The sequence below is a fragment of the Ramlibacter henchirensis genome, from assembly GCF_004682015.1.
GTDB classification, from domain to species: domain Bacteria; phylum Pseudomonadota; class Gammaproteobacteria; order Burkholderiales; family Burkholderiaceae_C; genus Ramlibacter; species Ramlibacter henchirensis.
Window position 1 is genome coordinate 1,431,437 of record NZ_SMLM01000001.1, and the last position, 22,959, is coordinate 1,454,395.

At 68.4% G+C, this 22,959-nt stretch carries 22 protein-coding genes and 3 tRNA genes; 17 read left to right on the top strand and 8 right to left on the bottom strand.

The window, feature by feature from the left end; genetic code table 11:
* Nucleotides 1-16 precede the first annotated feature (16 nt).
* Nucleotides 17-847 (top strand): hypothetical protein, encoded by an 831-nt coding sequence (locus EZ313_RS07060; protein WP_135262479.1) that lies wholly within the window; start codon nt 17-19, stop codon nt 845-847.
* 18 nt (nt 848-865) lie between these two features.
* Here the strand turns inward: EZ313_RS07060 and EZ313_RS07065 are convergent, their stop codons facing one another.
* The gene (locus EZ313_RS07065; protein WP_240788545.1) at nt 866-3,295 is read right to left on the bottom strand and encodes a bifunctional diguanylate cyclase/phosphodiesterase; all 2,430 of its coding nucleotides are present in this window, start codon (nt 3,293-3,295) and stop codon (nt 866-868) included.
* A gap of 226 nt (nt 3,296-3,521) precedes the next feature.
* Nucleotides 3,522-3,598 (bottom strand) — tRNA-Arg (locus tag EZ313_RS07070).
* A 124-nt stretch (nt 3,599-3,722) separates the two neighbouring features.
* Between EZ313_RS07070 and EZ313_RS07075 the strand changes: the two genes are divergently transcribed.
* Nucleotides 3,723-3,923, top strand: coding sequence for a DUF3606 domain-containing protein (locus tag EZ313_RS07075; protein WP_135262480.1), 201 nt, complete (start codon nt 3,723-3,725; stop codon nt 3,921-3,923).
* A 37-nt stretch (nt 3,924-3,960) separates the two neighbouring features.
* Here EZ313_RS07075 and EZ313_RS07080 read toward each other — a convergent pair.
* Together EZ313_RS07080 and hrcA are read right to left on the bottom strand one after the other, a co-directional pair.
* Nucleotides 3,961-4,037, bottom strand: a tRNA-Ile gene (locus EZ313_RS07080).
* 80 nt (nt 4,038-4,117) lie between these two features.
* On the bottom strand, nt 4,118-5,122 hold the full coding sequence (hrcA, locus tag EZ313_RS07085) for a heat-inducible transcriptional repressor HrcA (RefSeq protein ID WP_135262481.1): 1,005 nt from the start codon (nt 5,120-5,122) through the stop codon (nt 4,118-4,120).
* A gap of 43 nt (nt 5,123-5,165) precedes the next feature.
* On the opposite strand from hrcA, the gene EZ313_RS07090 reads away from it, so the two are divergent.
* From EZ313_RS07090 to rapZ, 3 genes are read left to right on the top strand one after another with little or no spacing between them, the layout of a single operon-like run.
* Complete coding sequence (locus EZ313_RS07090; RefSeq protein WP_135262482.1) at nt 5,166-6,056, top strand: NAD kinase; 891 nt, start codon at nt 5,166-5,168, stop codon at nt 6,054-6,056.
* Complete coding sequence (gene recN / locus EZ313_RS07095; RefSeq protein ID WP_135262483.1) at nt 6,053-7,705, top strand: DNA repair protein RecN; 1,653 nt, start codon at nt 6,053-6,055, stop codon at nt 7,703-7,705. The genes EZ313_RS07090 and recN overlap by 4 nt, the downstream gene beginning before the upstream one ends.
* Nucleotides 7,702-8,586, top strand: a complete 885-nt coding sequence (rapZ, locus tag EZ313_RS07100) for an RNase adapter RapZ (protein ID WP_135262484.1) — start codon at nt 7,702-7,704, stop codon at nt 8,584-8,586. The genes recN and rapZ overlap by 4 nt, the downstream gene beginning before the upstream one ends.
* Here rapZ and mutY read toward each other — a convergent pair.
* From mutY to mutM, 3 genes are read right to left on the bottom strand one after another with little or no spacing between them, the layout of a single operon-like run.
* The gene (gene mutY / locus EZ313_RS07105) at nt 8,583-9,620 is read right to left on the bottom strand and encodes an A/G-specific adenine glycosylase (protein WP_135262485.1); all 1,038 of its coding nucleotides are present in this window, start codon (nt 9,618-9,620) and stop codon (nt 8,583-8,585) included. The genes rapZ and mutY overlap by 4 nt on opposite strands.
* Nucleotides 9,617-11,578, bottom strand: a complete 1,962-nt coding sequence (locus EZ313_RS07110; RefSeq protein WP_240788546.1) for a dynamin family protein — start codon at nt 11,576-11,578, stop codon at nt 9,617-9,619. The genes mutY and EZ313_RS07110 overlap by 4 nt, the downstream gene beginning before the upstream one ends.
* A gap of 44 nt (nt 11,579-11,622) precedes the next feature.
* Nucleotides 11,623-12,438, bottom strand: coding sequence for a bifunctional DNA-formamidopyrimidine glycosylase/DNA-(apurinic or apyrimidinic site) lyase (gene mutM, locus EZ313_RS07115; RefSeq protein ID WP_135262487.1), 816 nt, complete (start codon nt 12,436-12,438; stop codon nt 11,623-11,625).
* Between the two features lie 39 nt (nt 12,439-12,477).
* Here mutM and EZ313_RS07120 point away from each other — a divergent pair, with 39 nt between their 5' ends.
* From EZ313_RS07120 to EZ313_RS23250, 8 genes are all read left to right on the top strand, one after another.
* Complete coding sequence (locus EZ313_RS07120) at nt 12,478-14,217, top strand: tetratricopeptide repeat protein (protein WP_135262488.1); 1,740 nt, start codon at nt 12,478-12,480, stop codon at nt 14,215-14,217.
* Nucleotides 14,214-14,705: a lipoprotein insertase outer membrane protein LolB gene (locus tag EZ313_RS07125; RefSeq protein WP_135262489.1), complete on the top strand. Its 492-nt coding sequence runs from the start codon at nt 14,214-14,216 to the stop codon at nt 14,703-14,705. The genes EZ313_RS07120 and EZ313_RS07125 overlap by 4 nt, the downstream gene beginning before the upstream one ends.
* A gap of 4 nt (nt 14,706-14,709) precedes the next feature.
* A complete protein-coding gene (locus EZ313_RS07130) occupies nt 14,710-15,576 on the top strand; it encodes a 4-(cytidine 5'-diphospho)-2-C-methyl-D-erythritol kinase (RefSeq protein ID WP_135262490.1) in 867 nt (288 codons plus the stop codon).
* A 20-nt stretch (nt 15,577-15,596) separates the two neighbouring features.
* Nucleotides 15,597-15,673: transfer RNA gene (locus EZ313_RS07135), tRNA-Gln, on the top strand.
* A gap of 103 nt (nt 15,674-15,776) precedes the next feature.
* Nucleotides 15,777-16,754, top strand: coding sequence for a ribose-phosphate pyrophosphokinase (locus EZ313_RS07140; RefSeq protein WP_135262491.1), 978 nt, complete (start codon nt 15,777-15,779; stop codon nt 16,752-16,754).
* An 82-nt stretch (nt 16,755-16,836) separates the two neighbouring features.
* Nucleotides 16,837-17,547 carry a 50S ribosomal protein L25/general stress protein Ctc gene (locus EZ313_RS07145; protein ID WP_135262492.1) on the top strand — a complete coding sequence of 237 codons (711 nt, stop codon included), beginning with the start codon at nt 16,837-16,839 and terminating at the stop codon, nt 17,545-17,547.
* 84 nt (nt 17,548-17,631) lie between these two features.
* Nucleotides 17,632-18,243 carry an aminoacyl-tRNA hydrolase gene (pth, locus tag EZ313_RS07150; protein WP_135262493.1) on the top strand — a complete coding sequence of 204 codons (612 nt, stop codon included), beginning with the start codon at nt 17,632-17,634 and terminating at the stop codon, nt 18,241-18,243.
* 37 nt (nt 18,244-18,280) lie between these two features.
* Nucleotides 18,281-18,787: a hypothetical protein gene (locus EZ313_RS23250; RefSeq protein ID WP_167772540.1), complete on the top strand. Its 507-nt coding sequence runs from the start codon at nt 18,281-18,283 to the stop codon at nt 18,785-18,787.
* On the opposite strand, the gene EZ313_RS07160 is transcribed toward EZ313_RS23250, so the two are convergent.
* Nucleotides 18,784-19,059: a YfhL family 4Fe-4S dicluster ferredoxin gene (locus EZ313_RS07160; protein WP_135262495.1), complete on the bottom strand. Its 276-nt coding sequence runs from the start codon at nt 19,057-19,059 to the stop codon at nt 18,784-18,786. The genes EZ313_RS23250 and EZ313_RS07160 overlap by 4 nt on opposite strands.
* A 58-nt stretch (nt 19,060-19,117) precedes the next feature.
* Between EZ313_RS07160 and EZ313_RS07165 the strand changes: the two genes are divergently transcribed.
* The 4 genes from EZ313_RS07165 (at nt 19,118) to EZ313_RS07185 (ending at nt 22,847) form a co-directional block, all read left to right on the top strand.
* Nucleotides 19,118-20,068 carry an ABC transporter permease gene (locus EZ313_RS07165; RefSeq protein ID WP_135262496.1) on the top strand — a complete coding sequence of 317 codons (951 nt, stop codon included), beginning with the start codon at nt 19,118-19,120 and terminating at the stop codon, nt 20,066-20,068.
* A gap of 82 nt (nt 20,069-20,150) precedes the next feature.
* A complete protein-coding gene (locus EZ313_RS07175) occupies nt 20,151-21,026 on the top strand; it encodes an ABC transporter permease (protein ID WP_135262497.1) in 876 nt (291 codons plus the stop codon).
* Between the two features lie 13 nt (nt 21,027-21,039).
* Nucleotides 21,040-22,032 (top strand): ABC transporter ATP-binding protein, encoded by a 993-nt coding sequence (locus tag EZ313_RS07180; protein WP_135262498.1) that lies wholly within the window; start codon nt 21,040-21,042, stop codon nt 22,030-22,032.
* Nucleotides 22,029-22,847: an ATP-binding cassette domain-containing protein gene (locus tag EZ313_RS07185; RefSeq protein WP_135262499.1), complete on the top strand. Its 819-nt coding sequence runs from the start codon at nt 22,029-22,031 to the stop codon at nt 22,845-22,847. The genes EZ313_RS07180 and EZ313_RS07185 overlap by 4 nt, the downstream gene beginning before the upstream one ends.
* The last annotated feature ends 112 nt before the right edge of the window (nt 22,848-22,959 follow it).

Sequence of the window (22,959 nt, forward strand, 5' to 3'; positions counted from 1 at the left end):
GTGTTCGCCTGACGAAGTGAAACTGCCCCGCTGCAAACAATGCACGGGTGACAAAACGAGCAGTACCGACTTTGCGGCCGACGCAGGCAAGGACCCTTCCATGAGCGTCGTGACCCCGTCCCAAGGCGTGGCGGCGGGACAGTCCGCCTCGAATCGTCGGCCAAGGACACAAGCGGAGGCGGCTCGTTACGGGGTGTTGCGCCGGCTCGCGCCTGCACTCAAGCACGACATGGTGGTCAACCTGCAGGCCGTCGCCATGATGGCCGAGGTGCTCGGCGCCCGCCTCGAAAAAGGCTCGCCCTCGCCTGCCGATCTGGAAGGCAGCGTCACCAAGATGAACCGGTTGGCGCGTGAGGCGGTGATGACCTGCCTGAAGGTCGCCACCTGGATCTCGCCCTCGGAAGACGAAAGCGTTCGCCTGCGCGACGGCGTGGACGAGTGCGTGGCCCTGCTGCGCAGCAGCTTCAACTTCCGCGGCTTCTCGCTGAGCAACGACGTGCCCGACGCGGATTTCGAAGTCTCGCGAGTCGCTTCGCGGCACCTGGTCGCGGCATCGCTGCTGTCGCTGGCCGACGCGGCGTCCGGACCCAGCGACCTGGTGGCCACCGCAGAGGTTTCGCCCGGCTTCGCGGTGCTCACCATTCGCTGCACACCGAAGCCCAAGGACGAGGAAAGCCTGGGTCCCGACGCGATTGCTGCCGAGCCCAACTATCGCGCGCTCGACTGGAGCGACGTGCAGGCACTCGCGATTGCCGAGGGCATCGAGCTGTTCCGCACACAGGACCAGATCGTCATGCGCGTCCCGCGCATGGTGGCTACCACGCCGCTGCAGATCGCGCCGCTCTGAGCGGCCCCTCCGACTCGATCAGGCCGGCGTGGGCTCCATCGCCGGCAGCCGGTCCATGAAGGCCTCCAGCTCCTCGATGGGCAACGGCCTGCAGAAGAGATAACCCTGGTACGAGTGGCAGCCCTGCCGCTCCAGGAAGGCCCGCTGCTCTTCCGTTTCCACGCCTTCGGCGATCACATCCAGGTCCAGGCTGTGCGCCAGGCCGATCACCGTCTTGGCAATGGCGGCGTCGTTGCTGTCGGTGAGGATGTCCTTCACGAACTCGCGGTCGATCTTGAGCTGGTCCAGCGGCAGGCGCTTGAGGTAGGACAGCGATGAGTAGCCGATGCCGAAGTCGTCCAGCGAGAGCGTCACGCCCATGTCCTTGAGGCTGCCCATCTTGGCGATGGTGACGTCGATCCCGTCGGCCAGCAGGCTTTCGGTGAGTTCGAGCTTGAGCTTGTGCGGCTGCACGCCCGACTGCTCGATGGCCTGCATCACCTCGTCGACGAACTCGGGGTGGCGGAACTGCTTGACGCTGACATTCACCGCGATGCTGAGGTGCCGCCGATCCGGCCGATGTTCCCAGGCCGCGAGCTGGGCACACGCGGTGTCCAGCACCCAGCGACCGATCGGCAGGATGAGCGACGTTTCCTCTGCAGCGGGAATGAACTGGTCGGGCGGCACCACGCCGCGCAGCGGATGGTGCCAGCGCACCAGCGCCTCCACGCCGGTCATCCGCCCATCGGGACCCACCTGGGGCTGGTAGTCGATGTGGAACTGGTTCTCGCGCCAGGCCTGGCGCAGGTCGGCGGCGAGCGTGGCGTTGGCGGTGACCACGGCCTGCATCTCCGGGTCGAAGAAGCACACCGTGTTGCGGCCCGCGCCCTTCGCCTGGTACATGGCCAGGTCCGCCTGCTTGAGCAGCTCGCTCACCGTGCGGTCGCTCTTGTTGAACAGCGTCACGCCGATGCTGCAGGTGGTGTGGTGCAGGTAGCCCGGCAGCACGTACGGCTCGCCCAGCGCTTGCAGGATCCGCTCGGCCACTGCCCGGGCACCCTTGGCCGGATCCAGCGGCTTGTCACCGCGGTTCTCCAGCAGGATCACGAACTCGTCTCCGCCGAGCCGCGCGACGGTGTCGCCCTTGGCGACGCACGAGCGCAGCCGCTCGGCCACCAGTTGAAGCAGCACGTCCCCCTTCTGGTGACCCAGCGTGTCGTTGAGCACCTTGAAGTTGTCCAGGTCGATGAACATCAGCGCGCCTTCACGCGGCCGCGCAGGGTCCGCCAGCGCGGCATGGAGCCGGTCCATGAGCAGTTGCCGGTTGGGCAGCTTGGTGAGCGCGTCGTAGAACGCGAGGTGCTGGATCTTCTCCTCGGCCAGCTTGCGCTCGGTGACGTCGCGGCCCACCGCGACCCAGTGCGTCAGCTTGCGCTGCTTGTCCCACACCGGGGAGACGTCCAGGTCCACCCAGAACGGCTCGCCGTTCTTCTTGTAATTGATCAGGTCGACCCGCGCAGGGCGCCATTCCTCCAGCGCCGCGCGGATCTGGTCGAGCGCGCGCCGCTGCGTGTTCGGCCCCTGCAGCAGCCGCGGCGTTTTGCCGATCACCTCGTCGCGCGTGTAGCCGGTGCGTCGCTCGAACGCCTCGTTGACGAACACGATGCGCGGCCCCGGCTCGCTGAAGGGGCCGGCCTCCGTGATGATCACGATGTCGTTGAGGCGGGCGATGCTGCCTTCGAGCAGCCGCAGCTGCTCCTGGGCCTTGCGGCGGGCGGTGACGTCGCGCAGGTGGATCGCCATGCCGCCGCCGAACGGGAAGCCGCGCACTTCGTACCAGTGCGACAGGCGGGCATCGAGTTGCTCGAATTCCAGCTTCACGCTGCGCGCCAGCGCCGACCGGAACTGCTCTTCCAGCCGCAGGCGCACCGTCTTCTGGAACGAGTTCCAGAACCGGCGGCCGATCAGCTGGTCGCTCCCGGCGCCGAGCATCTGCTCGGCCTGCTCGTTGAGGAAGGTGTAGCTGCCGTTGCGGTCCACCGTCGCGAACGCCTCGCCGCTTCCCAGCGCCGCGCCCATGCGAAGCAACGTCCCGGGGCGCAGCCCGCGCGGCGCGATCTCCTGCACCGCGCCTTGCACTGCCACGATCTTGCCTTCCGGGTCACGGACGGGCTGGCCGAGCGAGCGCACCCACGAGCGGCGCCCGTCGAGCAGGATGATCTGGGACTCCTCGTCGAAAGGAGCCCCTTCCGTTTTGCACGCCTGAAACAGCGCTTCCAGCTTGGAACGGCAACCGTCGGAGTAGTGCTTGAGCGGATCGTCTGCGGGCGGCGCATAGCCTTGCGGCGCACCGTGGATCGCGGCCAGCTGGTCCGACCAGCTGAGTTCGCCGCTTCGCAGGTCCAGGCGCCAGACACCGACGAAAGCCGCGCGCTCGAGCATGCGCACGACGCTTTCGTCGTCCTGCATGTTCCGGTCGGATGGCATGGATGTGGGTCGCAGCTCGGCGTTCAAGGGCATGGAGGCGCTGTGATGTTAAGTCGCCCATCCGCTGGATTCGGTAGGTGGCTTCCTACCCTTCAGCTCTTCAGGAATGAGACGCCGCGGGCTGCGTAGCGAGACGGACAGCTCATCGGCAAGTGAAGTTGGAGCGCAAAGAAAAAAGGCCAGTGCGGATGCACTGGCCTTCATCATTTGGCGCGGCTGGCAGGATTCGAACCCACGACCCCTTGGTTCGTAGCCAAGTACTCTATCCAACTGAGCTACAGCCGCGAAGCCGGCGAGTATAGCAGGTGCCGCAAGCCGGCCTCCGGCGGCGAATTCCCAGCCAGTCCTTCACGCCCGGCGAAGCGGCGCTCCTATCCTGCAGGCACCATCGTTCCAGGAAGGACGCACCATGAGTAACCGACCGGCCGACCAGCCTGATCGCATCGACCTGAACGACAAGGCCAAGTGCGAGAGCTGGGCCCGCAAACTCAACACCACCCATGAACGGCTGCGCGAAGCCGTCGGCGCGGTGGGCGACGATCCGCGACAGGTTGAGGAGCACCTGAAGAAGATCTCGGAGAAGCAGCGCGACGGGCGCGGCAGCATGTGATGCGATGCCGGGGCGCGCGGCTGAGGCCGGGAGCGGGTGGTAGGGCGTGCTGGACTTGAACCAGCGACCAAGGGATTATGAGTCCCCTGCTCTAACCAACTGAGCTAACGCCCCACGCTGGAGAATTGTAGGGATCAGGAGGGACCGAATCTCCGCCTTCGCGGGGATGACCGCGCGCGCCGCGCTTGGCGCGGTCACTTGTGGTGGCTCAGGGCGTTGCTCACCAGCTTGGCCGTGATGTCGACGATCTGGATCATGCGGTCGTAAGGCATGCGGGTCGGGCCGATCACGCCCAGGGTGCCGACGACCTGCCCGTCCACCTCGTACGGCGAGCTGACGACCGACAGCTCCTCGAAGGGAACGACCTGGCTCTCGCCGCCGATGAAGATGCGCACGCCCGCGGCCTGGCTGGAGATGTCGAGCAGGCGCATCAGCTGGGTCTTCTGTTCGAACAGCTCGAAGGCCTTGCGCAGGTGCGACATGTCGCTGGAGAAGTCCGACACCTCCAGCAAATTGCGCTCGCCGGAGATGACCACCTCGCCCTGCGCCTGGGCCATCGCCTCCGAGCTGGCGTCCACCGCCGTCTGCATCAGCTGGACGATCTCGCCGCGCAGCTGCTCGACTTCGCCCTTCAGGCGCTCGCGCACCTGCTCGATGGCCATCCCCGCGTAGTGGGTGTTCAGGAAGTTCGCGGCCTCCACCAGCTGCTGCTGGGTGTAGTCGGTGCCGGTGAACACCACGCGGTTCTGCACGTCGCCGTCGGGCGAGACGATGATGACCAGGTACCTGCGCTCGGACAGCCGCAGGAATTCGATGTGGCGGAACACCGAAGTGCGCCGCGGCGCCATCACCACGCCGACGAAGTGGGACAGGTTGGAGAGCAGCTGGGCGGCGTTGGCGATGACGCGCTGCGGCTGGTCGGGCGGCAGGCTGGGCGCGTTGAACTGCTCCCGCTGCACCGTGAGCATGGTGTCGACGAAAAGCCGGTAGCCGCGCGCCGTGGGTATGCGGCCGGCCGAGGTGTGGGGGCTGGCGATCAGCCCCAGGTCCTCCAGGTCCGACATCACGTTGCGGATGGTGGCCGGCGACAGCTCCAGGCCCGAGGCGCGCGACAGCGTCCGGGAGCCCACGGGCTGCCCTTCGGCGATGTAGCGCTCGACCAGCGCTTTCAACAACAACTTGGCACGGTCATCGAGCATGGTGCGGAGGTCTCTCAGGAATTTTAATGATGTAATTCCCTCGATGAGCACTCGGTTCCGCCAGGTTGCGCTGATTGGCAAGTACCACGCCGCCGGCGCGGCGGCCGCCAGCAGCCGCGCGGCCCTGGAAGACATCGCCCAATTCCTGGTCTCCGAGGGCTGCGACGTCGCGATCGAGCATGACACGGCCAGCGCCACGGGCATCATCGGCTACAAGGTGCTGGACGTTCCTTCCATCGGCGATCAGTGCGACCTGGGCCTGGTGGTGGGCGGCGACGGCACCATGCTGGGCATCGGCCGCCAGCTGGCCCGCTTCGGCGTGCCGCTCATCGGCATCAACCAGGGGCGGCTGGGCTTCATCACCGACATCCGCCTGGAGAGCTACCGGGACGTCCTCGGCCCCATGCTGCGCGGCGACCACGAGGAAGACCGCCGCAGCCTGATCCTCGCGCAGGTGATGCGCGATGGCCAGTGCGTGTTCAAGGCGCAGGCCATGAACGACGTGGTGGTCAATCGAGGCGCCACCTCCGGCATGGTGGAACTGCGGGTCGAGGTCGACGGGCACTTCGTCGCCAACCAGCGCGCGGACGGGCTGATCGTGGCCACGCCCACAGGATCCACCGCTTACGCGCTTTCCGCCGGCGGTCCTCTGCTGCATCCGGGCAACCCGGCGTGGGCGCTGGTGCCGATCGCACCTCATACGTTGTCGAACCGCCCGATCGTGATCCCCGACTCGGTGGAGATCGCCATCGAACTGGTGGCCGGCCGGGACGCCAGCGCCAATTTCGACATGCAGTCGCTCGCCTCGCTGCTGCACGGCGATCGCATCCTGGTGAAACGGTCGCAGCACCAGGTGCGCTTCCTGCACCCGCGCGGCTGGAGCTACTACGACACCTTGCGCAGGAAGATGCACTGGAACGAGGGGGGTTCGTGAGCTTGAAGCGGATCGCATTGCGCGATTTCGTCATCGTGCGGGAGCTCGAACTGGAGCTCGGAGACGGTTTTTCCGTGTTGACGGGCGAGACCGGAGCGGGAAAATCCATCCTGGTCGACGCGTTGCAGCTCGCGCTGGGCGCACGCGCCGATGCGGGTGTGGTGCGAGAAGGCGCCGCGCGTACCGACATCAGCGCCGAATTCGACCTGCCCGCGATCCTCGTGCCCTGGCTGGAGGAAGCGGGCTTCGAAGGCGGCGACACGCTGCTGCTGCGCCGTAGCATCGATGCGCAGGGCAAGAGCCGCGCCTGGATCAACGGCAGCCCCGCCACCGCAGCGCAACTGCGCGAGGCCGGCGAGCAGCTGGTGGACATCCACGGCCAGCATGCGTGGCAGAGCCTGACCCGGTCCGATTCCGTCCGTGCGCTGCTGGATGCGTACGCGGGCGTGTCGACCGCGTCGTTGCAGCTCGTTCGGGACCAATGGCGCGCCGCCCAGAAGACGCTCGCGCAGGCGCGCGAAGCACAGGACACACTGCAACGGGAGCGCGAGCGCCTCTCGTGGCAGATCGGCGAACTGGACAAGCTGGCGCCCGCCGCCGACGAATGGGACGAGCTCAACACGAGCCACACGCGCCTGTCGCATGCGCAGGCGCTGCTGGATGCTGCGCGATCCGCATTGCAGGCGCTGGAAGGCGAGGACGCAGGCGCGACTTCGCAGCTCTCGCAGGCGCAGTCCCTGCTGCAGGAGCAGGAGCAGCACGAGCCGGAATTCCGGGCGTTGTCCGAAGTGCTGGCCTCGGCGCTGGCGGGGGCCGAAGACGCGGCGCATTCGCTGAACACGTTTCTGCGCAAGACGGACCTCGATCCGGAGCGTCTGGCCGAACTGGACGAGCGCATGTCCTTGTGGCTCTCGCTGGCGCGCCGCTACAAGCGCGCGCCGGCCGAACTGCCGGCCCTGCTGGCCGGCTGGCGCGCGGAGCTGCAGCGGCTTGACGCGGCGGCGGACCTCGCCGCACTCGAAGCGGCGGAGAAGGAGCGCGGCCGCGCCTACATGGCGCAGGCGACGGTCTTGTCGAAGTCACGCGCGAAGGCCGCGCCGCAGCTGGCCAAGGCGATCACGCAAGCAATGCAAGGTCTGGGCATGCAGGGCGGCAAGTTCGAAGTCGCGTTGCAGCCTTTGCCGCAGCCGTCCACATCCGGCCTGGATGAAGTGGCTTTCCTGGTCGCCGGCCATCCCGGCGCGACGCCGCGCCCCGTGAGCAAGGTGGCGTCGGGCGGCGAGCTGTCGCGGATCGCTTTGGCGATCGCCGTGACCACGAGCCGCCTGGGCACTGCGCAGACGCTGATCTTCGATGAGGTGGATGCGGGCGTCGGCGGCGCCGTCGCCGAGACGGTCGGCCGCCTGATGAAGCAGCTGGGCCGCGACAGGCAGGTGCTGGCCGTCACGCATCTGCCCCAGGTGGCCGCCTGCGCGGATCATCACCTGGTGGTGTCCAAGCGCGCGGACAAGGCCGGCACCACCAGCAACGTCGAGCCGGTGCAGGGCGAGCAGCGCGTTGCGGAAGTCGCGCGCATGCTGGGCGGCGAGCGCCTGTCGGGAACGACGCTGGCGCATGCCAAGGAAATGCTGGGCAGCGCGGCGGCATGAACCTGGAACTGGTCCTCATCACCGGCATGTCCGGGTCGGGCAAGTCGGTCGCGCTGCGGGCGTTGGAGGACGCGGGCTACTACTGCGTCGACAACCTGCCGCCCGAGCTGCTGCTGTCCTTCGTGAAGCTGGAGCAGGCCAACAAGGGCAAGCACGTGGCCATTGCCATGGACGTGCGCAGCGCCACCTCGCTTCCGCTGGTGCCCGCGCAGCTGCGGGAGCTGGCGTCCCAAGGCGTCCGCATCAGCTCGCTTTTCCTGGACTCGACCACGGACACGCTGGTGCGACGGTTCTCCGAAACGCGGCGCCGGCATCCGCTGTCGCAGCAACCGAACGCGGAACAGGAGACCGATCCGCTGATGCGCCAGCGCGCGCTGGTCGACGCCATCGAGCTCGAGCGCGAACTGCTGGCCGACCTGCGCGAGCAGGCCCATGTCATCGACAGCAGCACGATCCGCCCCGCGCAGCTGCAGGCGCAGGTGAAGTCGCTGCTCTCCGCGCCGGCCAGCCATCTGACGGTGGTGTTCGAGTCATTCGCATTCAAGCGCGGCATCCCGGTCGACGCCGACTACGTGTTCGACGTGCGCATGCTGCCCAATCCGCACTACGAGCCGTCGCTGCGCGACCTGACCGGGATGGACCAGGCGGTCATCGATTACCTTCTCGCGCAGCCCGATGTGGACCGCATGTTCGAGTCCATCGAGAAGTTCCTGCAGCAGTGGCTCGAGCCCCTGGCGCGGGACCACCGCAGCTACGTGACGGTCGCGGTCGGCTGCACCGGCGGGCAGCACCGCTCGGTCTACCTCGTCGAGCGCCTCGCGGCTGTGTTCAGCCAGCGGTGGACGACGCTCAAGCGCCACCGCGAACTCGATCGAAACTAGCCCTCGGCCAGCAGCTTGCGCACCGGCGCGGGCAGGCCCAGGCCGGCCAATTGCCCGCTGGCGAACCAGCCGCCTTCAGGCCGCTCGAGCGAGCTGGGCGTCAGGTCCACGGCCACCGGATGCAGGTACAGGTCCTTGTGCGTGAGTACGTGCAGGAACGCGGGCTCGTCCTGCAGGCGCGTGCGCGCGCGAGCCGGCAGCGCGGCGGCCAGCGCCTCGCGTGAATCGAACACCGGGAGGCAGTACAGGCCGGCCCAGACGCCCGGCGTGGGGCGCTTCTCAAGCCACACCGAACCGGCGCGGTCTTTCGCACGCAGGAGCCAGAGCGACTGCGCGGTCCGCCGCGTCTTGCGTGATTTCACCGGGAAGGCTTCCGGGTCCTGCGACCTGCGCGCCCCGCACACGGTTTCCAGCGGGCAGATCAGGCAGCTCGGATTGCGTGCGAGGCAGACCGTGGCGCCGAGGTCCATCATCCCTTGCGTGTACGCAGGCATCTCAGCCGGCTGCTGCGGCAACAACTCCGTCGCGCGCTGCCAGAGCGCGCGCTCGGCCGAGGGCTGCGCCAGGTCTTCGCCGAACGCGAGCACGCGCGCGAGCACGCGCTTGACGTTGCCGTCCAGGATGGCCGCGCGCTCATCCCAGCAGAAGGCGGCGATCGCCGCGGCGGTGGAGCGGCCGATGCCGGGAAGCTGTTGGAGTTGTGCAGCGCTGGCCGGGAAGCGGCCGCCGTGCTGCTCCATCACCGCGCGGGCACAGTTGTGCAGGTTGCGCGCACGCGAGTAGTACCCAAGGCCGCTCCACAGCGCCAGCACGTCATCGAGCGAAGCGGCCGCCAGGCTGGCGACGTCCGGAAAGCGTTCGAGGAAACGGTCGTAGTAGCCCAGAACCGTGCGCACCTGGGTCTGCTGCAGCATGATTTCGGAGAGCCACACGCGGTAGGGATCGCGCGTATTCTGCCAGGGCAAGGTGCTGCGGCCGTGGCCCGCCTGCCAGCGCACCACCCGGCCGGCGATGCCGGCGTCCTTCACGGTCATGCCGCCTGCAGTTGGGGCTCGGCGTCCGGTATCTCGCCCGCTGGCGTGGAGATGAGGTGGGCCGTCAACTCGGTCAGCTTCGCCTCGAGCTCGTCGACCGACTTCTCGTGGGATTCGATCTCAAGGATGCGGTCGTCCAGACCCGACGCGGCCTGCTGGATGCGCTCGATCGCCTCCAGGCGCCGGGCGAAGTTGCGGCGGCGCTCGCGCAGCTGCGCATCCAGCTGCGCCGCGGCGGCCTTGTTCCACAACTCCACTTCGCCAAGCGCGGATTCGTAGACCACACGCAGGCGGGTGGCGAGCGCGCGCACCAGCCGGTCGGCGAACTCGGGTTGCGCCAGGCGCAGCGCGTTGCCCACGCCCAGATATTGCTGGTGGCTGCGCTCGACCAGGTCCAGGTCCCGCTCGAAGCGCGCCAGGTCCGGCTCCTTGGGCGGCTGCAGCGAGAAGCCGTATTCGGCATTGAGCTGGCGGAAGGTGCCGGTCAGCATCGACTGGATCTCGCCGCTCGTGGTCTGGGCCTTGCGCAGGCCCTCGCGCAGGCGGTCGAACGTCAGCGAATACGCGCGCCGCACGCCGAGCTTGATGCCGGGCTGGCGCAGCGCGTGCGTGAGTTGCGCCATCTCCTCCTTCATGGAGGCGGTGCCCAGCAGAGTGAACACCTCGCGCAGCAGCTTCAGGTGCACCGAGCGCACGGCGTGGATCTTGGCGCCGCTCACGTCGAAGTCACGCTGCTCCTGCTCGATGCGCAGGCGCATGTGGCGGATGACGGACGTGTTCTTGCCGCGCAGGCCCTTGAGCTCGAGCATCTGCTCGGCGAGGTCGCGGCGGCGGATGTTCAGCGCGCGTCCGGCTTCGGACCGCAGTTCGCTCACGGTCGCGGCCACGGCGGAGCGAAGGATCGACTGCCGCTGGCCCAGGACACCGTGGCTGAGCGCGTGCTCCAGCACCGGCAGCTGGCTGGCGGCCAGCAGTTCCGCATCGTTGTTGACCTTGGCGACCAGCCCCTTCTGGGACGACACCGGGATCACCTGCTCCAGCCGGATCCCCAGGATCTCGGCGGACGTTGCGCGCTGGCGGTCGATCTGGGCCTGCACCTGCGAGGGCGTGTTCAGCGAGTCCCACATCGTGTCGATCTTGTTCAGGACGACGAGACGGGAAGCGGTGTCCTCCCCTTCGGAGATCAGGTGCTCGCGCCAGATCGCCAGGTCGGACTTGGTGACCCCCGTGTCGGCCGCCAGGATGAAGACGACCGCATGGGCCTGCGGGATCAGGTTGACCGTGAGCTCGGGCTCCGCGCCGATGGCGTTGAGGCCCGGCGTGTCCAGGATCACCAGCCCCTGCTTCAGGAGCGGGTGAGCGATGTTGATCAGCGCATGGCGCCAGCGAGGCACTTCGACCTTGCCGTCGGCGCCGACCAGCGGGTTGTCCTCCGGCGTGTCGTCGTGCCAGAAACCGAGTGCCTTGGCTTCTTCCTTGGTGACGTACGAAACCTCGGAAACCTTCTCGAAGGCCTGGGCCAGCTGCGCGGGGTCGTTGACGTCGAGGTCGACGCGGGTCCACTTCTCCGGCGCGAGGCGCCACTCCATCAGCGGTTGCGGCTGCAGGCGCGTCTCGATCGGAAGCAGCCGCAGGCACGGCGGCACTTCGGCGTCGTAGCCCAGCTCGGTCGGGCACATCGTGGTGCGGCCGGCGCTGGCGGGCATGATCCGCCGCTTGTAGCCGGCGAAGAACACCGCGTTGATCAATTCGGACTTGCCGCGCGAGAACTCGGCGACGAAGGCGACCATCACCTTGTCCGAGCGCATCTGGCCTTCCAGGCGGCGCAGGCGCTCCTCGACGGCGGCGTCGAGCAGCTCGTGGTCCTTCAGCCATTCGGAGAGCAGCTTCAGGCGCAGGGCGAACTCGCGCCGCCACACGCCGTGTTGGTCGAACTGCTCGTTGAAGGAAGTGCCCACTGAGTCCCCTGTCGGGTTGAATATACCCGGCGACGGCTGAGCCTTCATGCTTTCTGACACGAGGGGCAGTAAAAAGTCGCTCTTTGGCCTTGCCGGATGACGCGCACCGTGGTGCCGCACACACGGCATGGCTGTGCGGCCCGCCCATACACCATGGCCTCAAGCTGGAAGTAGCCGGATTCCCCATGGGCGTTGGAGAAGTCGCGCAAGGTGCTGCCGCCCTGGGCGACGGCGCGGGCCAGCACGTCGCGGATCGCGGCGTGCAGCTTCAGCGCCCGCGGACGGCTGATGCGGGCCGCGCTCAGGGTCGGACGGATCCCCGCGAGGAACAGCGCCTCCGATGCGTAGATGTTCCCCACGCCGACCACCACGTCTCCGGCCAGCAGCACCTGCTTGATCGGCGCCTTGCGGCGGCGCAGCCCGGCGTGGAAGGCCTGCGGATCGAAGCCGTCGTCGAGAGGCTCCACCCCGAGCGCACCCAGCAGCTTGACGGCGCCGGGCGCCTGCTCCTCTTCCACGTGCACGACGGCGCCGAAGCGGCGCGGGTCGTTGAGCCGCAGCACGCCGCGGCTGGTGACGAGATCGAAGTGGTCGTGCGTGCCGGGTGGCGGCTGCGACGGCGCGAAACTCAGGCTGCCGGACATGCCCAGGTGCAGCAGAAGCAGTCCGCGATCGAGATCCAGCAGCAGGTATTTGCCGCGGCGCCGCACCGCCTGCACCTGCCGGCCGACCAGCTCGGCCGGCGCGCAGCCCAGCGGCCAGCGCAGCGGTTTGCCCATGCGCACCTGTTCGATGTGGGCCCCTGCGATGCGTTCGGCAAAACTCAGGCGGGTGACCTCGACTTCAGGTAATTCGGGCATTGCGGGGCGTGCGAGGGGGCTTGGATTATTATGGTCCGGATGAACTCCAGCTCCCGACTGGCCGCGGGCGCGCTCCTCTCGCTGGCGCTGGCGCAGGCGGGTCTCGCGCAGACCGAACCACCCGCTGCGGCCTCCCCTCCTCCGGTAGTCAGCGCCCTCGACGCCGAGCTCTTCTACCAGCTGCTCCTGGGCGAGTTGAACGCGCGCGGCGAGGAATCGGCCGCCGGCTACTCGCTGGTGCTCGATGCGGCCCGCAAGACGAACGATCCGTCGCTCTACCAGCGCGCAGTGGAGATCGCTTTCCAGAACCGTGCGGGCGATGCCGCACTGCAGGCGGCACGCGCATGGAAGCAGGCGCAACCCCAGTCGCGCGACGCCAACCGCTATGTGCTGCAGATCCTGCTGGCGCTGAACCAGGTCGCCGAGAGCAGCGAGCCGCTGCGGACGGAACTGGCGCTCGCCGAACCGAGCGAGCGCGCCGCCGCCTTGAGCGCGATCCCCCGCCTGTACGCTCGCGTGAGCGACAAGAAGCAGGCCGTGGCCGTGGTGGAACAGGCATTGGCGGACATGCTGACCAACCCGGCGACCTCCGCAGCCGCCTGGTCGAGCGTCGGCCGCATGCGGCTGGCCGCGGGCGACACCCCCGGCGCGCTGGAAGCGGCCCGTCGCGGCCAGGCGGCGAATCCGCAGTCGGAAGCACCCGCCCTGCTGGCGCTCGAACTGATGGACCCGCGCGTGCCGCAGGCCGAGCCGATCGTGCGCACGTACCTCGACGGCAAGGGCCTTCCGGAAATCCGCATGGGCTACGCGCGAGCGCTGATCGATGCGAGCCGCTATTCCGAAGCCGCCCGGCAGCTGCAGCTGGTCACGACCGAGAAGCCCGACCTGGCCGAGGCCTGGCTCGCGCTTGGCACGTTGCAGGTGCAGGAGAACCAGCTGGCGCCGGCCGAAACCACGCTCAAGCGCTACGTCGAACTGGCGCAGTCGCAGCGAAGCGGCCAGGAGCGCAGCCGCGGGCTTGCGCAGGCCTACCTCTCGCTTGCACAGATCGCCGAAAAGCGACGCGATTTCGCCGGTGCCAACGCCTGGCTCGACCGCATCGACAGCTCGCAGGACCTGATCGCCACGCAGAACCGCCGGGCGTCCATCCTGGCCCGGCAGGGCAAGCTGGACGAAGCGCGCAAGCTGATCCGCTCGCTGCCGGAGCGATCGCCCGCCGATGCGAAGGTGAAGGTCACGGCCGAGGTCCAGCTGTTGCGCGACCAGAAGCAGTACAAGGCCGCCTTCGACCTGCTCTCGCAAGCGGCCGCCAAGGACCCGCGGGACGTCGACCTGCTGTACGACCAGGCCATGATGGCCGAGAAGCTGAACAACGTGGGCGAGATGGAGCGTCTGCTTCGCCAGGTCATCGCCGCCAAACCGGACTACCACCACGCGTACAACGCGCTGGGTTACTCGCTCGCCGAGCGCAATCTGCGCCTGACGGAAGCCAGGCAATTGATCCAGAAAGCGCTGGAGTTCGCACCGGGCGATCCCTACATCAGCGACAGCCTCGGCTGGGTCGAGTTCCGCTTGGGCAACCGCAGCGAGGCGCTGCGCATCCTGGAGACCGCGTTCAAGGCCAGGCCCGATGCCGAAATCGCCGCGCACCTCGGCGAAGTGCTCTGGACCGTCGGCGAACGTGACAAGGCGCAGGCGATCTGGCGCGAAGGCCTGATGCTCAACGCCGAGAACGAGACGCTCCAGGAGACTCTCAAGCGCCTGCGCGTCAAGCCATGATCGCGGCGCGCGCCGGCGCGGCGTGCGTGGCATTGCTGCTGGCAGCGTGTGCGCAGCTGCCCCGCTCACCGGTTGTCGATGCCGCCTCGGGCGAGGTCCGCTCGGGGCGACTGGCGTTGTCCGTGCAGGACCAGCCGAGCCAGTCCTTCTCCGCCGGCTTCGAGCTGCGCGGCCGTCCGCAGGCCGGGCAGCTGACGTTGCTCAATCCGCTGGGCGGCACGCTCGCGTTGCTCCAGTGGCAGCCCGGCACTGCGGTGCTGCAGACACCGGGACAGCCGCCGCAGCAGTTCGCCTCGATCGAGGAGATGGTCGAGAAGGCGGCCGGCGCGGCCATTCCGGTTGCTGCGCTGTTTGATTGGCTCGAAGGCGTGAACACGCCGGTCCCCGGTTGGCAAGCGGACCTGTCGCAGCTCGCCGAGGGCCGACTGCGCGCGCAGCGCCATGAGCCGCCGCCGCAAGCCGACCTGCGCGTGGTGCTGGACCGCTGATCGCATGCGAGCCCTTTACGACGTGCCGGCGCCGGCCAAGATCAACCTGTTCCTGCACGTCACCGGCCGGCGCGCCGACGGCTACCACCTGCTGCAGTCGGTGTTCATGCTGCTGGACTGGCAGGACACGCTGCATTTCGAACTCCGGCCGGCCGGCACGCTCAGCCGCGATGACGTGGGCGAAGCAGTCCCCGCTGACGATCTCGTGCTTCGCGCCGCACGTGCGCTTCAGACGGCTGCCGGCGCGCGCGACGGCGCCCACATGACGCTCGACAAGCGCCTGCCGGTGCAGGCGGGCATGGGCGGCGGGTCTTCCGACGCGGCCTCGACGTTGCTGGCGCTGAACCGCTTGTGGCGAACGGGCCTGTCGCTCGCGCAGCTCGAGCAGCTCGGCCTCGCGCTGGGCGCGGACGTTCCGTTCTTCCTGCGCGGACGCAACGCGTGGGTCGAGGGCATCGGCGAGCAGATCACGCCGGTGGACGTGCCGCGCGGCCGCTTCGTGGTCGTCAAGCCGCCGCAGGGACTGGACACGGCATCCATCTTCCGTGATGCGGCGCTGCGCCGCGACAGCGCCGCTGCTATAATCTCGGGCTTTGCTGCAAACCCGCTGCGGTTCGGCCGAAACGACCTGCAGCCCGTGGCCCAGCGGCTTTGCCCTCAGGTGGGCGAGGCGCTGGATTGGCTGGCCCGGCAGGGCCTGCCGGGCAGGATGACGGGGTCGGGCAGTGCGGTGTTCGCGCCGCTGGCCCCCGGGCAGTCGCCCGCCGCGGCGCCGCCGTCCTGGCACGGTTGGCAAGTGCGGGAGTGCAGCAATCTGGAAGTCCATCCGCTGGCGGGCTGGGCTTCCCGCGACGATTCGGTGGGCCGCTGATTGCAGCGGTCGACCCGTGTAGGGGAGTCGCCAAGTTGGTTAAGGCACCGGATTTTGATTCCGGCATGCGAGGGTTCGAGTCCTTCCTCCCCTGCCAAACCCATTCGGGGTCAGATCACTTTTGGTGGCGGCGGGCCGTGGCGGTCCGCGCCGGTTGACGAGAAAACTTGGTGTCTGACGACCCGCACACTGGTCCGCACATGCAGGCTCTCCCGAATCCCGACTTCATGGTGTTCACCGGCAACGCCAATCCCGGCCTCGCGGCCGAGATCGCGGAGCACCTGGGGATCTCGCTCGGGGCGGCCAGCGTCGGCCGCTTCTCGGACGGCGAAGTGACCGTCGAGATCAACACCAACGTGCGCGCGCGCGACGTGTTCGTGGTGCAGTCCACCTGCGCCCCGACCAACGAGAACCTGATGGAGCTGCTGATCATGGTCGATGCGCTCAAGCGCGCGTCGGCCGAGCGGATCAGCGCCGTGATCCCCTATTTCGGCTACGCCCGCCAGGACCGCCGCCCGCGCAGCTCTCGCGTGCCGATCTCGGCGAAGGTAGTCGCCAACCTGCTGCAGACGGTCGGCGTGTCTCGCGTGCTCACGATGGACCTGCACGCCGACCAGATCCAGGGCTTCTTCGACATCCCGGTCGACAACATCTACGCGTCGCCCGTGCTCCTGCACGACGTGCGTTCGAAGAACTACGAGAACCTGATCGTCGTTTCGCCCGACGTCGGCGGCGTGGTGCGCGCCCGCGCGCTGGCCAAGCAGCTCGGGACGGACCTGGCCATCATCGACAAGCGCCGTCCTCGCGCCAATGTCAGCGAGGTCATGCACGTCATCGGTGAGATCGAGGGCCGCAACTGCGTGATCATGGACGACATGATCGACACCGCAGGCACGCTGGTGAAGGCGGCCGAGGTGCTCAAGGAGCGCGGCGCCAAGAAGGTCTACGCGTACTGCACGCACGCCATCTTCTCGGGCCCCGCCATCGAGCGCATAGCCAAGGGCTCGGCGCTCGATGAAGTGGTCGTGACCAACACGATTCCGCTGTCGGAAGCCGCACGCGGCTGCAGCAAGATCCAACAGCTCACCGTGGCGCCGCTGATCGCCGAGACGATCCAGCGAATCGCCAAAGGCGAGTCGGTGATGAGTTTGTTCTCGGAACAGGAAAACCTGTTCTGAGACATCGACGGGGCGGCATGGGGCCGGCCCGCGCAACCCGGAGCCACACTGGTCGCGGTGGGCTTCGCTTTCGGAGAGAGTCATGAAATTCGTCGCTTTCGAGCGCCAGAAGCAGGGTACGGGTGCGAGCCGCCGTCTGCGCAACACGGGCAAGACGCCCGGCATCGTGTATGGCGGGCAAGGCCAGCCGCAGCTGATCGAGCTGGACCACAACGCGCTGTGGCACGCCCTCAAGAAGGAAGCGTTCCACTCCACCATCCTGGAGATGGAACTCCAGGGCCAGACCAGCAAGGTTCTGCTGCGCGACGTGCAGATGCACCCGTTCAAGCAGCTGGTCCAGCACATCGACTTCCAGCGTGTTGACGCCCGCACCAAGCTGCACATGAAGGTGCCGGTGCACTACGTGAAGGCCGAGGAATCGCAGGCGGTCAAGTTCGAGAACTGCGTGGTCAACCCGGTGCTCACCGAACTGGACATCTCCTGCTTCCCGGGCGACCTGCCCGAGTTCATCGAAGTCGACCTGTCCGGCCTGAAGAAAGGCATGACGCTGCACCTGAGCGACATCACCCTGCCCAAGGGCGTGACCGCCGTGGCCAGCGGCAAGAAGGACCCGGTGATGGTCTCGCTCGCGCTGACCGTGGCCGAGGAAACGCCCGAGGCCGAAGCCGGCGCCGCTCCGGCTGCCGAAGCGGCGCCCGCTGCTCCGGCCAAGGCCGCCAAGGCCGACGCCAAGGGTGGCGATGCCAAGGCCGCCCCGGCCAAGGCGCCCGCCAAGGCCCCCGCGAAGAAGTAAGCCCCTTCACCTGAAGGAAGAAGGCCCGCTCCGGCGGGCCTTTTCATTGGCGAAACCAGCGTTGTTTCGCCTTACCATCAACTCATGATCAAGCTGTTCGTCGGCCTGGGCAATCCGGGCACGGAGTACGAGGGAACCCGCCACAACGCGGGCTTCTGGTGGGTGGACGCGCTCGCGCGCGACCTCAAGCTCCAGCTCACGATGGACAAGGGCTACCACGGCCTCATTGCGCGCGGCAACGTGCACGGCCGGCCGGTCTGGCTGCTGGAGCCGCAGACCTTCATGAACGTTTCGGGCAAGTCGGTCGCGGCGCTGGCCCGCTTCTTCAAGATCGCGCCGCAGGAGATCCTGGTGGTCCACGACGAGCTCGACGTCGCGCCCGGCCAGGCCAAGCTCAAGCTCGGCGGCAGCCACGCCGGCCACAACGGCCTGCGCGACATCCATGCGCAGCTGGGCACCGGCGACTACTGGCGCCTGCGCCTGGGCATCGGCCATCCCGGCGTGAAGGCGGAGGTCGTCGACTGGGTGCTGCGCAAGCCCTCGCCCGAACAGCGCGAAGCCATCCACGAATGCGTGGATCGCACGCTCAAGGCCGTGCCCGCGATGCTCGCCGGCGAGATGGACAAGGCGACGCTGATCGTCCATACCAGCAAGCCGCCGCGGCCCAAGCCGCCGCGTCCGCCCGAAGCAGGCTGACCAAGACCTGCGGGCGCCAACCAGGGAGGAGCCCGTCATGAAGGCAGTTCTGGCAGCGCCGCTGGCGCTGGCCTGCGGCATCGCCGTCGCCCAGGCGCAAACCATCTACCGCTGCGGCGACAGCTACGGCAGCCAGCCGTGCGCGGGCGCCAGGGCCATTGCGCCCGAGGCGCCGACCCCAACGGCCGACGAGAGCCGGCGGGCCACGGCCGACGCGCAGCGCGACGCCAAGCTCGCGGACGCGCTCGAGAAGGAGCGGCTCAAGCAGGAAGCCCGGCCTGCGCAGGTCTACGTGCCGCCGCCGTCCGCCGAGGCCAGGCCCGAGCCGCACAAATGGCCCGAGAAGGCGGGCACGCGCAAGCTGGACGTGTTCACCGCCACGGCGCCGGGCAGCAAGCCGGACAAGAAGGAAAAGGGCGGCAAGAGCGGCAAGGCCAGGGGCGGCGGCGAAGGCGCCAAGGCGAAGGGCGATGGCAAGCCGGCCCACGTCCCCAAGGCCGCGCCCGGCGGCAAGCTGCTGCCGCGGCCCGTGCCGGCGCGCTAGACGGAAGGCTTGGACTGCTGCGCCGCCTGCGCCGTCAGGCGGCGGTACTTCTGCCAGAGCGTCTCGCGGTCTTCGACGTGCGCGGGGTTCACGGGGATGCAGGCGACCGGGCAGACCTGCACGCACTGCGGCTGGTCGAAGTGGCCCACGCACTCGGTGCACTTGCCCGGCTCGATCTGGTAGATCTCGGGCCCCAGGAAGATGGCCTGGTTGGGGCACTCGGGCTCGCAGACATCGCAGTTGATGCACTCGTCCGTGATCATCAATGCCATGCGTTCGCCCTCTGCCGTGAATTGGTTGCCGACCTGATCTGGCATTATCGGCGGCTGCATGAGCGTCTTCCTCTTCAAGCGCCTGATCACCCTGGTGGCGACCTTGGTGGGCGCTTCGGTGGTGGTGTTCCTGGTGCTGGAGATCCTGCCCGGGAACGCGGCCCAGATCCTGATGGGGCCGGACGCCTCACCCGACGCGGTGCAGGCGCTGGCTCGCAAGCTGGGCATCGACCGCCCTCCCCTCGAGCGCTACTTCAGCTGGATAGGCGGCCTGCTCACAGGCGATCTGGGCGTGAGCTACGCCTACAGCACGCCGGTTTCCGAACTCGTCCTCGAACGGCTGAGCCTGACCGTCCCCCTGGCCGTGATGGCGATGGTGCTGACGTCGCTCATCGCTCTGGCCGCCGGCATCTACGCCGCCGCGCGCCACAACAAGCTGGGCGACGTGGGCGTGATGGCCGTGTCGCAGGTGGGCATCGCGATCCCGAACTTCTGGTTCGCGATCCTGCTGATCCTGCTGTTCTCGGTGCAGCTCAAGTGGTTCTCGGCCGGCGGTTTTCCGGGCTGGGAGGAAGGGCTGCTGCCCGGCCTTCGCGCGCTGATGCTGCCGGCGCTCTCGCTGGCCGTGGTGCAGTCGGCCATCCTGGCCCGCATCACGCGATCGGCCGTGCTCGAGGTGCTGCGTGAGGACTTCGTGCGCACCGCGCGCGCCAAGGGCGTGAGCGAGCGCGCCACGTTGTGGGGGCACGTGCTTCGCAACGCCATGATCCCGGTCATCACCATCATGGGCCTGCAGTTCGCCGAGCTGCTCGCCGGCACCATCGTGGTGGAGAGCGTCTTCTACCTGCCGGGCCTGGGCCGGCTGATCTTCCAGTCGATCTCCAACCGGGACCTGATCGTGGTGCGCAACTGCGTGATGCTGCTCGCGGCGATGGTGGTCATCGTGAACTTCGTGGTCGACGTGCTGTATGCGGCGATCGACCCGCGCGTGAAGGCGAGCGACATATGAGCGCCGACGGGCCGCCCCTAGGCGCGAAGGCCCCCTCGGGGGGCAGCGCAGCCGCATGCGCGGCAAGCGTGGGGGCGCTGATATGAGCGCCGTACCCCTGCCGGCCGCGCCGCTCGCCGCGGTGCCGGGCTTCTGGAGGCGCGCGCTGCGGCACCGCAGCTTCGTGCTGGGCGGGGTGCTCACGCTGCTTCTTGCAGCGGCCGCCGCGCTGTCTTTTGTGTGGACGCCCTACAACCCGTACGACATCGACATGTCGGCCCGTCTCGTGCCGCCGGGCGGCGCTTACTTGCTGGGCACGGACCCATACGGGCGCGACGTGGTGTCGCTGCTTCTGGTGGGGGCGCGCGCCTCGATCGCGGTCGGGTTCATCGCGGTGGGAATCGGCCTCGTGGTCGGCACGGCTTTCGGACTGCTCGCATCTGCGCGGCGCGGCTGGGTCGAGGAAGTGATCATGCGCGTGGCCGACTTCGGTTTCGCGTTCCCGGCGATCCTCTCGGCCATCATGCTGACGGCGGTGTTCGGGCCGGGCATGGTCAACGCCATCATCGCGATCGGCATCTACAACATCCCGACGTTTGCGCGCATCACGCGGGCATCGGCCAACGCCATCTGGTCGCGGGAATTCGTGCTGGCCGCGCGAGCCTGCGGCAAGGGCGCGTTCAGCATCACGATGGAGCACGTGCTGCCCAACATCGCCTCCGTGCTGATCGTGCAGGCCACCATCCGCTTCGCCATCGCCATCCTGGCCGAGGCGGCGCTTTCCTATCTTGGACTGGGCACGCAGCCGCCCCAGCCTTCCTGGGGCCGCATGCTGAGCGAAGCGCAGACGCTGATGTTCCAGGCGCCGCAACTGGCGGTGTTCCCCGGCGTGGCGATCGCACTCGCGGTCCTCGGCCTCAACCTGCTGGGCGACGGACTGCGCGACCTGTTCGATCCGCGGCTCGCTCGCAAGCGCTGAAGAAGACGAGACGATGCCGCTGCTCGAAGTACGCGACCTCACCGTGGAACTGCAGACCCAGCGCGGCCCCGCTCGCGCCGTGCGCGACGTGAGCTTCACGCTGGAGCGCGGTGCGACGCTCGGCCTGGTGGGCGAATCGGGCTGCGGCAAGACGATCACCGCGATGGCGCTGATGGGCCTGCTGCCGGAGAACGCGCGTGTCACGGGCAGCATCCGCCTGGAAGGCCGCGAACTGGTGGGCCTGCCCGAGCGCCAGCTGTGCGACATCCGCGGCGACCGCATCGGCATGGTGTTCCAGGAACCGATGACCGCGCTCAACCCGGTGCACACGGTCGGGCGCCAGGTCGCCGAGCCGCTGCGGCTGCACCGCGGCCTGACGGGCGCGGCCGCGCGCAAGCAAGTCATCGCGCTGCTGGACCGCGTGGGCATCCCGGACGCCGCGCGCCGCATCGACGCCTACCCGCACCAGTTCTCCGGCGGCCAGCGCCAGCGCATCACGATCGCGATGGCGCTGGCCTGCGGGCCGGACCTGCTGATCGCCGACGAGCCCACCACCGCGCTGGACGTGACGATCCAGAAGCAGATCCTCGACCTCATCCGCGGGCTGGTCGCCGAACGCGGAATGGCCATGATCCTGATCTCGCACGACCTCGGCGTGGTGGCGCAGAACGTCGCGCGGATGATGGTGATGTATGGCGGCGCGGTGGTCGAGAGCGGACCGACTACGGCCGTCTTCGCCAACAGAATGCATCCGTACACGCTCGGCCTCTTCGGCGCACGTCCGCGGCTGGGCGCGCCGCGCGGCGGACGGCTTACCACCATCGCGGGAACGGTGCCGGAGCTGGTCGACCTGCCGCCGGGCTGTCCGTTCGCGGGACGCTGCCGGTTGACGATCCCGGAGTGCCACACCACGGTGCCGCCGCCCTTTCAGGTCGGGCCCGACCAGCGCGCCCGATGTATCCGCCTCGATACCGTGGCCGCGGAGAAGGCGGCGGTGCTCGCATGAGTGCTCCGCTGCTGCAGGTCGAGGACCTGGTGCGTCACTACACGATGCCGCGCGAGAAGCTGCGCGGGCCGCCGCCGATGGTGCAGGCCCTCAACGGCGTGAGCCTGACGCTGCATGCCGGCCGCAGCCTGGGCATCGTCGGTGAATCCGGTTCCGGCAAGTCCACGCTGGCGCGGCTGGTGATGGCGCTGGACCGCCCCACGTCCGGGCGCGTGCTGATGGCCGGCCGCGACCTGCATGAGTTGCCACGCGAGGAGCTTCGCCGCGCACGCCGCGATTTCCAGATGGTGTTCCAGGATCCGTACGGCTCATTGGACCCCCGCATGACGATCGAGCGCATCGTCACCGAGCCGCTCGCGGCCCAGGGCGAGGTGGCCGCGGCCGAACGGCGGCGCCGCGCCGGCGACGTGCTCGCCTCCGTGGGCCTGCGCCCGAACGACCTCGGCAAGTACCCGCACGAGTTCTCCGGCGGGCAGCGGCAGCGCATCGCCATCGCCCGGGCGCTGATCACGCGGCCCAAGCTGATCGTGGCCGACGAGCCGGTGAGCGCCCTCGACGTTTCCGTGCAGGCGCAGGTGCTCAACCTGATGCAGGACCTGCAGCGCGAGTTCGGCGTCACCTACCTGCTCATCAGTCACGACCTTGCGGTGGTCCACCACCTCTGCGAAGACGTCGCCGTGCTCTGGCAGGGCCGGGTCGTGGAGCAGGGCCCGCCCGACAAGCTGTTCCGCGCCGCGGAGCATCCCTACACGCGGGCACTGCTGGAAGCCGTGCCGCGCGCCGAGCCGCCCGGCGCGACCGCCACCGCGACATGAGCAAACCCTATTGCCTTGCTTCGCCCATGTCGGGGATGATGGAAAACCACTCTGCCGTGGGCGCATGCCCGCGCCTCGCGAGTTGCCACTTTCGTTAGACCTCCCTGGAGCA

What these genes read in the sequence shown, in the direction of transcription:
- EZ313_RS07065 (WP_240788545.1), bottom strand. Translation starts at nt 3,295, where the DNA reads ATGCAGGACGACGAAAGCGTCGTGCGCATGCTCGAGCGCGCGGCTTTC.
- EZ313_RS07075 (WP_135262480.1), top strand. Translation starts at nt 3,723, where the DNA reads ATGAGTAACCGACCGGCCGACCAGCCTGATCGCATCGACCTGAACGAC.
- hrcA (WP_135262481.1), bottom strand. Translation starts at nt 5,122, where the DNA reads ATGCTCGATGACCGTGCCAAGTTGTTGTTGAAAGCGCTGGTCGAGCGC.
- EZ313_RS07090 (WP_135262482.1), top strand. Translation starts at nt 5,166, where the DNA reads ATGAGCACTCGGTTCCGCCAGGTTGCGCTGATTGGCAAGTACCACGCC.
- rapZ (WP_135262484.1), top strand. Translation starts at nt 7,702, where the DNA reads ATGAACCTGGAACTGGTCCTCATCACCGGCATGTCCGGGTCGGGCAAG.
- mutY (WP_135262485.1), bottom strand. Translation starts at nt 9,620, where the DNA reads ATGACCGTGAAGGACGCCGGCATCGCCGGCCGGGTGGTGCGCTGGCAG.
- mutM (WP_135262487.1), bottom strand. Translation starts at nt 12,438, where the DNA reads ATGCCCGAATTACCTGAAGTCGAGGTCACCCGCCTGAGTTTTGCCGAA.
- EZ313_RS07120 (WP_135262488.1), top strand. Translation starts at nt 12,478, where the DNA reads ATGAACTCCAGCTCCCGACTGGCCGCGGGCGCGCTCCTCTCGCTGGCG.
- EZ313_RS07125 (WP_135262489.1), top strand. Translation starts at nt 14,214, where the DNA reads ATGATCGCGGCGCGCGCCGGCGCGGCGTGCGTGGCATTGCTGCTGGCA.
- EZ313_RS07130 (WP_135262490.1), top strand. Translation starts at nt 14,710, where the DNA reads ATGCGAGCCCTTTACGACGTGCCGGCGCCGGCCAAGATCAACCTGTTC.
- EZ313_RS07140 (WP_135262491.1), top strand. Translation starts at nt 15,777, where the DNA reads ATGCAGGCTCTCCCGAATCCCGACTTCATGGTGTTCACCGGCAACGCC.
- EZ313_RS07145 (WP_135262492.1), top strand. Translation starts at nt 16,837, where the DNA reads ATGAAATTCGTCGCTTTCGAGCGCCAGAAGCAGGGTACGGGTGCGAGC.
- pth (WP_135262493.1), top strand. Translation starts at nt 17,632, where the DNA reads ATGATCAAGCTGTTCGTCGGCCTGGGCAATCCGGGCACGGAGTACGAG.
- EZ313_RS23250 (WP_167772540.1), top strand. Translation starts at nt 18,281, where the DNA reads ATGAAGGCAGTTCTGGCAGCGCCGCTGGCGCTGGCCTGCGGCATCGCC.
- EZ313_RS07160 (WP_135262495.1), bottom strand. Translation starts at nt 19,059, where the DNA reads ATGGCATTGATGATCACGGACGAGTGCATCAACTGCGATGTCTGCGAG.
- EZ313_RS07165 (WP_135262496.1), top strand. Translation starts at nt 19,118, where the DNA reads ATGAGCGTCTTCCTCTTCAAGCGCCTGATCACCCTGGTGGCGACCTTG.
- EZ313_RS07175 (WP_135262497.1), top strand. Translation starts at nt 20,151, where the DNA reads ATGAGCGCCGTACCCCTGCCGGCCGCGCCGCTCGCCGCGGTGCCGGGC.
- EZ313_RS07180 (WP_135262498.1), top strand. Translation starts at nt 21,040, where the DNA reads ATGCCGCTGCTCGAAGTACGCGACCTCACCGTGGAACTGCAGACCCAG.
- EZ313_RS07185 (WP_135262499.1), top strand. Translation starts at nt 22,029, where the DNA reads ATGAGTGCTCCGCTGCTGCAGGTCGAGGACCTGGTGCGTCACTACACG.